The following is a 13,397-nucleotide window of genomic DNA, read 5'->3' on the forward strand; positions in this document are numbered from 1 at the left end:
AGTGCCGTCACTGCCAGAGTGAAGCAGGAAGTAAGCATCAAGGTTAGGTCTGACTAAGGTTGACCAGCTTTGAGTAGGTCTTATGTAACGGACTCCCATTCGTCGTCACCACGGCGGTATCCGTCGCTGGAGTTCCACCGCCACCTTCACCGACAATCCAGCGAGAGGAAACCCAGTTGCCATTTGCCAGTTGAGACCAGCCACTAACGTTACGACCACTGAGGCTAACAGTTCGGTTATCGGCTACTGTACCCACCACACGATACCCCAAACCGGGACCCGATCGCACGTTCAGAGGATTGTTATTGGTGTTAACCACGGCTGTATTCGTCACGGGAGTCGCACCTCCCCCATCCCCATCCTCTCCATATAAGGCGGTTAACGTCGTCGGTCCAGCAATCCCATCCGGCGTCAATCCCTCAGACGCCTGAACCCTTCTCACAGCGGTTTCGGTGAGGCGACCATAATAGCCAGTGACGGGCCCGTTATAAACCCCAATCTCTTGCAATCGATTTTGCAGATTGGTTACCGCTGTCCCCGTACTACCGGGGCGCAAGACAGCGGCGGATGGAACAGTACTACCACCATTCTCACCTCGTACCCAGCGAGAAGCGACCCAGTTGCCATTAGCCAGTTGAGACCAACCATCGGAGTCACGACCACTCAGCGGAATCGTCGTCCCATTGGTGAGAGTGTTCACCACGCCATACCCTAAACCGGGACCCGATCGCACATTTAGCGGACTACCATTGGTATTAACCACAGCCGCCCAAGCGCTACTGGTTAAGCTTAATGAAGAAAGTGCGATCGCCAATGCTAATCCCTGAATCCAGGCTAAACTTGGTAGTTGAGCCTGAAACTCTGACTCCCAGACCAACCCATCAGCACTCGGCTGGGAGTGGGGAGTCATGTCATCGGCTTGGGCAGAGAAATGAGTATAGGCTAATGTTTCCATGAGAACACCTCACTGTTCGTTTATCGCAGTGATGAACCTTCACCGTAGACAAGACAGATTCAATACCCGGATTAATTCCCCATTTACCTGCAACAGAAGTAGTTGGGGATAGCGAAACGACGACGGCTGGGTTCATCTAACTAAGAATTTTTTTTCTAATAGTATTATTATGGACAATAAGCTAGCTAACGTCCCTCAAAAGAAAGGTTTAATGAGTCGGTTAGCCCTTCTCTATCCATTTCCTGTTCTTATTCTTATGGCTACTGCCACTTGGACTCGCCGCCATGTCCTTTCCTTGGAAGATTTTACGTCGGCTGAATACGACACCATCTTACAAACAGCCGCTAGCTGTCGGGAAGTTCTCTCCCGACGCACCAAAAAAGTCCCGGCTTTACAAGGTCAGGTGGTGGCGAATATGTTTTTTGAACCCTCGACCCGCACCCGCAGTAGTTTTGAACTCGCCGCCAAACGATTAAGTGCGGATACATTGAATTTTGCACCGGGAACCTCATCCTTGACCAAGGGAGAAACCATTCTCGACACGGCAAAAACCTATTTGGCAATGGGAGCTGATATGATGGTGATTCGCCATCGAGAAGCAGGAGTCCCCCATGCGATCGCGACTGAAATGGATCGCCTCCAGACAAATGTCGGTATCTTGAATGCAGGCGATGGTCAACATGAACATCCCTCTCAGGCGTTGCTGGATTTATTTACAATTACATCCCTATTGGATTTTGAGTATCCTCGCTTGAAACTCTTAGCCGACAAAAAAATTGCCATTGTTGGGGATATCGTCCATTCACGGGTTGCTCGTTCTAATATTTGGAGTCTAACCGCCAGTGGCGCTGAGGTTCATTTAGCCGGTCCACCTACATTAGTCCCCCAGGAGTTTACTGAATATGTCCAGGGAACTGGAGATCAGGCTGAATCACCAATCCCTAATCGGCGGCTATTCTTGCATTGGGATATTGAACCGGCGCTCAAAGATGCCGATTTTATCATGACCTTACGGCTGCAAAAAGAACGCATGACCGCGCATCTATTGCCCAGTTTGCGAGAATATCATCAACGGTATGGGATTACGCGCGATCGCTTAAAACTTTGCCACCCTGGAGTCAAAATCCTCCACCCCGGACCCGTCAATCGTGGCGTGGAAATTAGTTCAGAGTTAATGGATGATCCACAATTCAGTTTAATTTCTCAACAGGTAACCAGTGGTGTAGCGGTACGCATGGCGCTGCTTTATCTGATGGGGAGTGGGAAGTCTTGATTGTTGATTGTTGATTGTTGATTGTTGATTGTTGATTGGGAATCTTCTCCCCCATCTCCCCATCTCCCCATCTCCCCCATCTCCCTAAGCTCACCACAAGACTCCCTATAGCAAGCCCTACTTATAGGATAGGTGGGTGGAGAATTGCGCGATTGATGTTAAAGTTTCGATAAAAATTAGATTAGTTCTTAAAGTTTTGATGAAGATCGCCTCCAGGCTGGTTAGGGGATAGTCCTGTTTGACTGGATTGTCAAGGTTGATTTTGTCAAGTTTCAATAAAGATTTTTGGGTGAGTCTTAAAGTTTTCATGAAACTTGTTTTTCGTCTATTGCTTTTGATTTTTATTTTCAGGTAGAGTTGTATACAAATAAAAAGTCGGGCATTTAGAAAGGTTAAAAAAGCAGAAGAACCATTATCGGCTCTGATTTATACCTTGATCAAGTCAACTCGAACTAACTAATCCACTTAAGTTTTCTAATCCAGTCCAATGCCAGAATCCAACATCTACTCATCTCTCAACGCAGCTTTACCAAATGAGCTGACGTTCAGCATTCAGCTAGACGCAGGTAATGATCCGGATGCGAGTTATTTAGATATAACAATCAAAGATGTCCCCGGTACAGAAAATGTATTTGAGGGGATGACTTTTGATGGGTATTGTATTGATACCGATCGGGGAATTCGCCCAAATACAGAGTACACCGCTAAAGTCTATTCCAGCTATGAGTCATTACCCGACGAACTGATCGGAACGGGTTTAATCGAAAAGCCAGAAAATTTAGATCTCGTCAACTGGATTCTCAATCAAGGCTTTGAGGGACAAGCATCATCCGGGAATGGAACCTATACCTCAGGGGATATTCAACGAGCCGTCTGGTCTTTAATTGATGACCAACAGTCAAACGGTGGCGGTACTTTAGGTGCTTGGGAGCAAGGGCGAGTCGATGAAATTCTCAGTCTGGCTCAAAGCAATGGTGAAGGATTTGTTCCCGAATATGACTATACAACCATATTTGGCGAACAAGTCATTGGTAAAATGGGAGTCATCCTGGTTCCAGATTGCTGACGTTTAGCATTCAGCTCGACGCAGGGAGTGATCCGGATGCCAGTTATGTGGATATCACCATCAAAGATATCCCCGGAACCGATAATATTTTTGAGGGGATGACCTTTGATGGGTATTGCCTGGATACTGATCGCCCGATTAACCAAAATGTAGAGTATACGGCGAAAGTCTACTCAAGTGGTGAACCATTACCTGATGAACTAATCGGACCGGGTTTAATCGAAAAGCCGGAAAATTTAGATCTCGTCAACTGGATTCTCAATCAAGGCTTTGAGGGACAAGCATCAACTGGGAATGGAACCTATACCTCAGGGGATGTGCAACGAGCCATCTGGGAGTTAATTGATGACCAACAGTCAAACGGTGGCGGTAGTTTAGGTGCTTGGGAACAAGCGCGAGTCGATGAAATTCTCAGTCTGGCTCAAAGCAATGGTGAAGGATTTGTTCCTGAATATGACTATACAACGATATTTGGCGAACAAGTCGTTGGCAAACTCGGACTCATCCTGGTTCCGGATACCGATGGGGATTGTCTGCCGGATAAACAAATTGTTATCGCTGAAGTGGAATTATCCAAATTAGGAGATACCGTTTGGTTAGACAGTGATGCCGATGGGATTCAGGATGCTGGCGAAGCGGGAATTGCTGGCGTTACCGTCAATCTCTTCGCCGACATCGATGGTGACGGTGTGATTGAAGATAGCGAAGTCGTTGAAACCACCACCACGGATGCTAATGGCAATTATGAATTTTCAGTCCTTGCAGGTGAGTACCAGGTTCAATTTGAACAACCCGATGGTTATGAAGTCAGTCCGGCGAACCAAGGGGGCGATGATACGGTTGACAGTGATGGTTTAGTCTCTGATATTGTCAGTCTCGCACCTGGGGAAAATGACCCCACGATTGACTCCGGTTTTTATCAATTAGCATCTTTAGGAGACTTTGTATTTGAAGACACCGACGGGAATGGCGTACAAGATGTTGGGGAAAATGGCATTGCCAACGTTCTAGTCAAACTCCAGCATCCGGATGGCACAGCGGTTCTTGATGGCAATGGCAACCCAATTACTACGACAACAAATGCCAATGGAGAATACTCATTTACTGGCTTAACGCCGGGTGAATATAAAGTCATGTTTTTCGCCCCCGATGGCTATATATTTAGCCCACAAGATGCGGGTAGCGATGATGGGGTGGATAGTGATGCCAACCCCAGTAATGGCATGACTCAGACGGTAACGTTAGAGTCGGGTGAGATTAACGATACATTGGATGCCGGATTGCTGATCCCTAATCCCGGCATTGATATTGAAAAGTTCGTCAATGGGATTGATGTGACGGATCTGAATAACCTGCCGGAAATTGCCGCCGGTACCAATGTCACGTTTACCTACGAAGTCACCAATACGGGGAATGTGGGCTTCTCTACCAATGACGTGATTGTCAGCGATGACAATGGCACGCCGGGTGATACCAGTGATGACTTTACTCCTACCCTAGATCTGTCCACAGATGTTGGCTCCGATGGCATCCTCAGCCCCGGTGAAACCTGGCTCTACTCCTCTGGCACACAAGCAGCACAAGATCTGTCAAGTTCGACGACTTCTGACATCCGATTCATCTTAACGGGTTCGAGTGGTTGGGATGGTGCCAATGGCAATGTTCGTACCTTCACTCAAGATGGGGTTTCGGTTGATGTCAGCGCCTTTAGTCAGAAATCGGGAACCTGGAACGATGCGTATTTAGGTGCATACAGGGGCGGGTTAGGTGTGACGAACCGCAATGAAAATATATTCTCTCACCGCGTTGATAATAGCGGTAGTACCGATTACATCCTGTTTGAATTCGACCAAGATGTCACAGTAGACAAAGCCTTCCTGGATTATGTCGGCTGGGATAGCGATATGTCCATCTGGATCGGCGATCGCGATGGTGCGGATATCTCACAATTAAGTGACAGCCTGTTGAATAGCTTCACTAAGGAAAATAACTTTACCCATCATGGACGCGATCGCTGGGCTGATGTCAATGATGCCGGATCAACAGGTGATACGGTAGTGATTTCTGCCTACACCGATGGCAGCAATGACTCCTTTAAGCTGAAGAAACTGGATGTTTCCGTGACTGAAACCAGTTTTGGGGAGTATCAAAATGTGGCGACGGTACAGGCGGGTACTGTCAGCGACAGTGACACCAGTGGCTATGTGAATCCTACTCCCAATCCCAGCATTGATATTGAGAAGTTCGTCAATGGGATTGATGTGACGGATCTGAATAACCTGCCGGAAATTGCCGCCGGTACCAATGTCACGTTTACCTACGAAGTCACCAATACGGGGAATGTGGGCTTCTCTACCAATGACGTGATTGTCAGCGATGACAATGGCACGCCGGGTGATACCAGTGATGACTTTACTCCTACCCTAGATCTGTCCACAGATGTTGGCTCCGATGGCATCCTCAGCCCCGGTGAAACCTGGCTCTACTCCTCTGGCACACAAGCAGCACAAGATCTGTCAAGTTCGACGACTTCTGACATCCGATTCATCTTAACGGGTTCGAGTGGTTGGGATGGTGCCAATGGCAATGTTCGTACCTTCACTCAAGATGGGGTTTCGGTTGATGTCAGCGCCTTTAGTCAGAAATCGGGAACCTGGAACGATGCGTATTTAGGTGCATACAGGGGCGGGTTAGGTGTGACGAACCGCAATGAAAATATATTCTCTCACCGCGTTGATAATAGCGGTAGTACCGATTACATCCTGTTTGAATTCGACCAAGATGTCACAGTAGACAAAGCCTTCCTGGATTATGTCGGCTGGGATAGCGATATGTCCATCTGGATCGGCGATCGCGATGGTGCGGATATCTCACAATTAAGTGACAGCCTGTTGAATAGCTTCACTAAGGAAAATAACTTTACCCATCATGGACGCGATCGCTGGGCTGATGTCAATGATGCCGGATCAACAGGTGATACGGTAGTGATTTCTGCCTACACCGATGGCAGCAATGACTCCTTTAAGCTGAAGAAACTGGATGTTTCCGTGACTGAAACCAGTTTTGGGGAGTATCAAAATGTGGCGACGGTACAAGCCGATACGGTCAGCGATAGTGACATCAGTGGCTATGTTAATCCTACTGTAAATCCTCAAGCCGATGCGGATGAAATTACCGGAACATCTGGTGTTGATCAGCTAACAGGTACGGATGCTGATGAGACAATTGTGGGTTACGCTGGCTGGGATATCTTAACCGGAGGTGGCGGTGCTGACAACTTTGTCTTCACCAGTCTGCACGATCGTCGTGATCAGATTACTGACTTTGAAGTGGGTGCTGATGTCATTGATATGAGTCAACTTCTCCAGGAAATTGGCTATACCGGCAATAATCCGATCAGCGATGGTTATGTACAACTTGGCTCCAATTCCTACGGTGCAGTTATCAGCATTGATCAAGATGGTTTTGGTGATGATTATGATCCGGTAGATCTGGTTGAGGTGGCAAATGCTAATGTCAATAGCTTGTCTGCTAGTCACTTCATTTTCTAATCCCTAGGGATAAGATAGGCAAGGCTTACCCTGAACTGATGATATGGGTGAGGCAAGATTAATACGTTGTCTCACCTAATCTAAACATCAATAGTGATATCCCTCTTAATGCTTTTGAGAAAATTATATAGAGTTCAATGTCTACCATTCATGACCTGTTTCAACGCCAAGCTGCAAAGAGTCCTGATGCCATTGCGATCGCGTACAACAATCAGCAGCTTACCTATCAAGAACTTGAACAAAAATCTAATCAACTTGCCCATTATTTACAAAGTATTGGCGTAACCACAGAAACCTTAGTTGGATTGTATTTAGAGCGTTCTCCTGAATTAATTATTACCCTATTAGCCATTCTCAAAGCGGGTGGCGCTTATTTACCCTTAGATACGTCCACCCCACCCCAGCGATTAAAAACTATTTTAGATGATGCCCAATCCCCCATTTTAATTACACAAAAAAATAGGTTAACGTCTCTGCCAGAAACCCCTGCAACTATTCATATCCTATCTGTTGAGGATTGTCTCAACTCAACCAATGATTCTGCGCCTATTCCTCCCGTTCATCACGTTAACAGCAACAACTTAGCTTATGTGATGTACACATCCGGTTCAACGGGTAAACCTAAGGGCGTTTGTATATTACATCGCGGAGTGGTTCGGTTAGTAAAAAATACCAATTATGCCCACTTTGGTGTCGATGAAGTGGTTTTACAACTGGCGTCTATCGCCTTTGATGCGGCAACCTTTGAAATTTGGGGTCCTTTGTTAAATGGCAGCAAACTGGTTTTAATGCAGGCTAAAATACCCTCCTTGCCAGAAATTGCTACCGCCATTAAACAACACAACATTACCACCTTATGGTTGACGGCTGGCTTATTTCATTTAATGGTCGAGGAACAGATAGAAGCCCTTAAACCCTTGCGGCAACTCTTAGCAGGCGGTGATGTTTTATCGATTCCCCATGTCAAAAAAGTCTTAACCGAATTACCCGATTGTCAACTAATTAATGGGTACGGACCCACTGAAAACACCACCTTTACCTGTTGTCATAAAATTACACTAGAGGACACCACAAAAACCTCTATTCCTATCGGGCGTCCGATTGCCAATACCCAAGTCTATATTCTCAATCCTAATTTACAACGGGTTCCCATTGGTACTCCAGGAGAATTATACATTGGCGGCGATGGATTAGCCCGGGGTTATCTGAATCAACCGGATTTAACCCAAGAGCGGTTTATTGCCAATCCCTTTAGTCATGATCCGAAGTCTCGTCTGTATAAAACAGGAGACAAGGTTCGTTGGCGAGAAGATGGCGTAATTGAGTTTTTAGGACGACTTGATTTTCAAGTTAAAATTCGTGGATTTCGCGTTGAATTGGCAGAAATTGAGGCAGTTTTACAGAACTATCCGAATGTGCGAAATGTTGTGGTTTTAGCCAGGGAAGATAAACCTGGTGATAAGCGTTTAGTGGCTTATCTTGTCCCCGAAGATCGTCATCGGGAATTAAATCCGGATCACATCAAACCCTTTCTGCTCAAAAAACTGCCCAGTTATATGATTCCGTCAGCCTTGATTATTTTAGATCAATTCCCCTTAAATATTAATGGAAAGGTAGATCGACGAGCGTTACCAGCGCCTAATCATAATTTAGGGTTAAATCGTCAATTGGTTAAGCCTCGTAACCCAGCAGAACATCGGATTGCGGCAATCTGGCAAGAAATTTTAGGCTTTGATGTGGGGATTAATGAACGGTTTACTGATTTAGGCGGAAATTCTTTACAAGCTACTCGCATTTTGTCTCGGATTCGAGATGCATTTGGCGTGGATATTCCGGTATCAGCGATGCTGCAAAACTGTAAATCCTCTGTAGCAACCGTTGCCAGTTTAGCCGAATATGTGACGCATAGCATTCTCCAGGATGGTGTTAGCGAAATTAATCCGTTAAAGGCAATTAATCATGGTCATGATTTACCCTTAACAGTTTACCAAGAAAGAATCTGGTTATTGGCACAACGCGCCGAACAAAACCCCATTTATAACTTACCCATGGTGTTTCGTTTTCAGGGAACTCTGAATATTACACTATTGGAAAAAGCGATTAATCAGGTGATCAAACGCCATGAATCCCTACGCACTGTTTTTACTGTGGTGAATGGATTACCCAGGCAACACATTCTCCCTGAACTCAAGATTAAGATTGCTGTTGTAGATGTGAACACTGATCAGTTGAGTCAAGACGAGGAAGAGGAACACATTCAAACCTTAATTAATCAAGAAGCTCGTCACTATTTTAATCTGCAAACTGCTCCTCTGATTCGGGTTAACTTGTTCCAAGTGCGAACAGATGATTCTATTTTAATGATTACTTGTCATCACATTATCAGTGATGGTTGGTCTTTGGGCGTCTTATTAAATGAAATTTCGGTTTTCTATACTCATTTTCGCCAAGGAAGTCAATTATACTTACCAGAAATTCAGGTGAATTATGGTGATTTCACGCTATGGCATCAACAACGGCAGCGAGACACTGAAACCGCACTCCTCAACTATTGGACGAATCAACTTACGGGTGTTTTACCGTTGTTAAAATTACCCACAGATCATCCTCGTCCTGCCAGACAAACTTTTAAAGGGACAATTCAATATTTTCACATTAACCAAGACGTCAGGAATCAAATTGAGTCCTTCAGTCAAACTCATGGCGCTACCTTATTTATGGTGCTAATCGCTGTGTTCCAAATTTTACTTCATCGTTATAGTAACCAAGACGATATTGTGATTGGTTCTCCTATTGCTAGCCGCAACTATAGCAGCTTAGAAAATTTAGTTGGTTGCTTTGCCAATATTATTCCGTTAAGGACTCAGATCAATAACAATCCGTCTTTCCGGGAATTTCTGGCACAGGTCAAAAAGGTATCATTAGAGGGGTATACCTATCTAGATTTTCCGGCAGAGAAGGTGTTATCGAACTTTAAATATAAGCGAAATCTCAGTTATTATCCCTGGTTTCAGGTGGTTTTCATTTTGCTGAATGTTCCTCAGCGTGATTTTGAATTACCTGGACTTAAAATTACTGATAAAAGGTTCAATAAAGGAGCGGCGATTTGCGATTTGGTATTCTTAGTTGAGCCGAAAATGCAAGGATTGCAATGCTCGATTGAATATAATACGGATTTGTATAACGATCAGACAATTACTCGTTTGATTGGACATTTTCAACAATTACTCCAAGAAATCCTTACCCATCCCGAACAACGGATTAAACATTTGCCTCTGTTAACAGAAGCTGAAGCCACTCAACTATCCCCACAATGGCATCCAAGTGCTGACGAAGCGTTATCCGTACCCGATACTGCTTGTACAGAGAATCATTTTGTTGAACCGCGCAATGAAATCGAACGGCAACTCCAGAAGATTTGGGAAACTGTTTTCAATCTTAAACCTATTAGTATTCGTGATAACTTTTTTGAATTAGGCGGACATTCTTTACTCGGACTACGACTGTTTAGTAAAATTCAACAACAGACTGGTCAAGATCTTCCGGTAACTACAGTATTTGAATCACCAACGATTGAAAAATTAGCCAAGATATTACAGACTAAACAAGAGATTATTCCTGAATCGTCGGTCGTTACAATTAACCCTAACGGAAATAAACCGCCTTTGTTTTTTGTTAATTCGATCAACTATGCCTGGAAACTTAGCTCATATTTTCCCAAATACCAACCAGTTTACTCTGTTAATATTTTTGAAATTATCGACTATTTGACACAAAATTTTTCTCAATTCACGCTAAACGATATTGCTCATAAGTTTATCGAAGATATGCGCCAAATTCAACCTCAAGGTCCTTATTATTTAGTGGCATATTGTAATGATTCTTATTTAGCCTTTGAAATTGCCCAACAACTTCATTGTCAAGGTGAAACAGTTAATTTTTTAGGCTTAATTGATGCTATATGGGGTATTGATAAAATTGGGATTAATTTTTATTATCAGAATTTGCGTGAATTAGGATTAAGTTATTTGTTTCATAAAATAAAATTTCAAAGAAAATTATTTTGTATAATTGAGAGGATACGATTTAATCTAAAAAAAGCCATGGGTAAATTATATTCACGTTTAGAAAAGCCTATGCCGCGTGAGCTTCAAGCTAACAATGTCCTGGAACAGTTTAGACAAGCGACGAATAACTATACACCCCAAATTTATCCAGGTAAAATCAATCTTTTTATATCCAGTGAGTTGAAAACATTAAATCATGACATGTTCAGCAATTTAGCTAGGGCAGGTTTAGACGTTCAAGAGATTCCCGGATATCACAATAGTTTTTTGCAGTCACCTCAAATTGAACAACTTGCTGAACAATTGCAAATGTATTTAACCTGAATGGTACTGACGCATAAGCTGGTGGGCAATCCCCACCCTAGGGTAGATCAAGGGTTTCGGCGATATGGATGTCCAGAATTCATTGTCGGGGCGACCCGCTTGCATCAATTACAGCAGTTTGCTCTGCTATGCGGTACATTGTCGCTCCCCCTCGCATCCCATAAGCAAAAAAAGCTCCCGCATCCTCTGGTCTCCCCCATGGAACAAAAAGCTCCCGCAACATCTGGCTTCCCCCATGAAACAAAAAGCTCCCGCAACAAATTAAGCTGCGATCGCGTGATATCAAATACTTTCTCATTGAGAAGTTGATACTGATCACTCAGAAGATGACCATCGGATACGCCTGATGCTCGAATTAAACCTTGACGCCTTTCATCTAAAAAATTAGTATAAATGGAGAAGTCAAATGCAGACGTTCCATCGGGAGACGTTCCACGCCTAGGAGTCTCTACAATGTTCAAGGGAACCGAGAATCAGGTAATCGCTTGTTGGCTGTGCTTGTCAAACAGGTGAAACTGAGACCGATCAAACACCACACTAATTGATTGTCCCACAGCCATGCGCGATCGCGGATCAACTCTGGCAATAAATTCCTGATTTGTTGGCGTCGTCAGATAAACAATGATTTCATTCCCCATCATTTCCGTAACAGATACTGTGGCTTGAACAGAATCTGGACGAATACCTGGGGGAATATAGTCAGGATCATGGATATTTTCTGGGCGAATGCCAAAGATAACCTCTTCTCCTGAATAATGTTGATAAAATAGGGCTTTGTCTGGAGGAATATGTATTTCAAATGAATCTGTTTTTACATACATATTCTCCTCTTTACTAATTAATTTTGCCTCAAAAAAATTCATCGCCGGAGAGCCAATAAAACCCGCAACAAAGACATTATTTGGATAATTGTACAGCTTTTGGGGGGTATCAACTTGCTGCAAGACGCCATGATTCATCACTGCAATCCGGCTGCCCATGGTCATTGCTTCCACTTGATCATGGGTGACATAAATAAACGTAGTACCTAATTCGTTATGCAATTTATTAATTTCTGCCCGCGCTTGTACCCGTAATTTCGCATCTAAATTGGATAAGGGTTCATCCATTAAAAATACAGCCGGATTACGAACAATAGCGCGACCCACCGCCACTCGCTGGCGCTGTCCTCCGGAGAGTTCTTTGGGTTTGCGGTACAGTAAATGGTCAATTCCTAATTGCTTGGCGGCACTTTCAACACGGGTTTTAATTTCGCCTTTCCGCTTCCCTTGTAACTCCAGGCTAAATGCCATATTTTCATAGACGGACATGTGAGGATACAGGGCGTAAGATTGGAAAACCATGGCAATATCCCGGTCTTTGGGCGGAACATCATTGACTCGCTGCTCACCAATATAAATACTGCCTTGGCTGATATCCTCAAGTCCCGCCAGCATCCGTAAGGAGGTAGTTTTTCCGCAGCCAGAGGGACCGACAAAGACGAGAAATTCACCATCGTCAATGGTCAGATTTAAATCATTGACTGCGATAAAATCAGCAAATTTTTTATTGACGCCTTCAAAAACAACACTAGCCATTTTAGAACCTGAATTGGTAATTTAGCCGTAGATGCCCCAATGGTATGCTATTATAAAATATTAATGCTTGCTTGATCAAGTGTCCAGCTTTGCTAATTAACATTTAGATTTTGTTTATTACAGATCGGTTAAAGGGAGATTACTGTTTATATAAAACTACACAAATATGACTATTTAATAGTTACAGCTAACTTATGATTATTGTTTGAAGTCCGCTTGTTGTGAGCGCAGTGGGATAGTCCAATCCATACCTAGTTGCCCAATCTAACTTCAGCATAACCTTTCTCCCACGAAGAAGCATCTGCCCAAACCAAATTCGCTTGAACAGGATGTACAGTGGTTTATAGCTAACCCCACCATTTTCCTATACGATAGAGTCAGTTTTGCATAAGGTTACGGGTATGGCTTCAGCGGACAATCAGCAACCAAACATCATCCGTACAGAACGTGGATTAACTATTTCGGGTACACGCATCACACTCTACGACGTGATGGACTACCTGACGGCTCACTATCCACCAACGTTTATCCGTGCGCTGTTTGATCTTACAGATGAGCAAATTAACGCTGCCTTATCCTATATT

Annotated in this window: 7 protein-coding genes; 5 read left to right on the plus strand and 2 right to left on the minus strand. The window is 44.0% G+C overall.

Features of this window, described 5'->3' with window-relative positions; translation table 11 throughout:
• Positions 1-43 precede the first annotated feature (43 nt).
• Positions 44-955: a peptidoglycan-binding protein gene (locus tag ACLFWI_RS15735; RefSeq protein ID WP_446413704.1), complete on the minus strand. Its 912-nt coding sequence runs from the start codon at positions 953-955 to the stop codon at positions 44-46.
• Between the two features lie 256 nt (positions 956-1,211).
• Between ACLFWI_RS15735 and ACLFWI_RS15740 the strand changes: the two genes are divergently transcribed.
• From ACLFWI_RS15740 to ACLFWI_RS15755, 4 genes are all read left to right on the plus strand, one after another.
• Entirely contained in the window at positions 1,212-2,228 is a 1,017-nt protein-coding gene (locus tag ACLFWI_RS15740; protein ID WP_446413705.1) for an aspartate carbamoyltransferase catalytic subunit, read from the plus strand.
• A 487-nt stretch (positions 2,229-2,715) separates the two neighbouring features.
• Positions 2,716-3,294, plus strand: a complete 579-nt coding sequence (locus tag ACLFWI_RS15745; protein ID WP_446413706.1) for a thioester domain-containing protein — start codon at positions 2,716-2,718, stop codon at positions 3,292-3,294.
• Positions 3,288-6,845, plus strand: coding sequence for an SdrD B-like domain-containing protein (locus ACLFWI_RS15750; protein WP_446413707.1), 3,558 nt, complete (start codon positions 3,288-3,290; stop codon positions 6,843-6,845). The genes ACLFWI_RS15745 and ACLFWI_RS15750 overlap by 7 nt, the downstream gene beginning before the upstream one ends.
• Before the next feature lie 137 nt (positions 6,846-6,982).
• Entirely contained in the window at positions 6,983-11,236 is a 4,254-nt protein-coding gene (locus ACLFWI_RS15755; RefSeq protein WP_446413708.1) for an amino acid adenylation domain-containing protein, read from the plus strand.
• A 473-nt stretch (positions 11,237-11,709) separates the two neighbouring features.
• Here the strand turns inward: ACLFWI_RS15755 and ACLFWI_RS15760 are convergent, their stop codons facing one another.
• A complete protein-coding gene (locus tag ACLFWI_RS15760; RefSeq protein ID WP_446413709.1) occupies positions 11,710-12,813 on the minus strand; it encodes an ABC transporter ATP-binding protein in 1,104 nt (367 codons plus the stop codon).
• 401 nt (positions 12,814-13,214) lie between these two features.
• On the opposite strand from ACLFWI_RS15760, the gene ACLFWI_RS15765 reads away from it, so the two are divergent.
• On the plus strand, positions 13,215-13,397 hold a 183-nt coding region (locus tag ACLFWI_RS15765), incomplete at its 3' end, for a DUF433 domain-containing protein (protein WP_446413710.1).

Source organism: Coleofasciculus sp. (assembly GCF_046539235.1).
In the GTDB taxonomy this organism is placed as follows: Bacteria; Cyanobacteriota; Cyanobacteriia; order Cyanobacteriales; family Coleofasciculaceae; genus Coleofasciculus.

Excerpts from the sequence above, each read along its gene's own strand:
- ACLFWI_RS15735 (WP_446413704.1), bottom strand. The coding sequence starts at position 955 with ATGGAAACATTAGCCTATACTCATTTCTCTGCCCAAGCCGATGACATG.
- ACLFWI_RS15740 (WP_446413705.1), top strand. The coding sequence starts at position 1,212 with ATGGCTACTGCCACTTGGACTCGCCGCCATGTCCTTTCCTTGGAAGAT.
- ACLFWI_RS15745 (WP_446413706.1), top strand. The coding sequence starts at position 2,716 with ATGCCAGAATCCAACATCTACTCATCTCTCAACGCAGCTTTACCAAAT.
- ACLFWI_RS15755 (WP_446413708.1), top strand. The coding sequence starts at position 6,983 with ATGTCTACCATTCATGACCTGTTTCAACGCCAAGCTGCAAAGAGTCCT.
- ACLFWI_RS15760 (WP_446413709.1), bottom strand. The coding sequence starts at position 12,813 with ATGGCTAGTGTTGTTTTTGAAGGCGTCAATAAAAAATTTGCTGATTTT.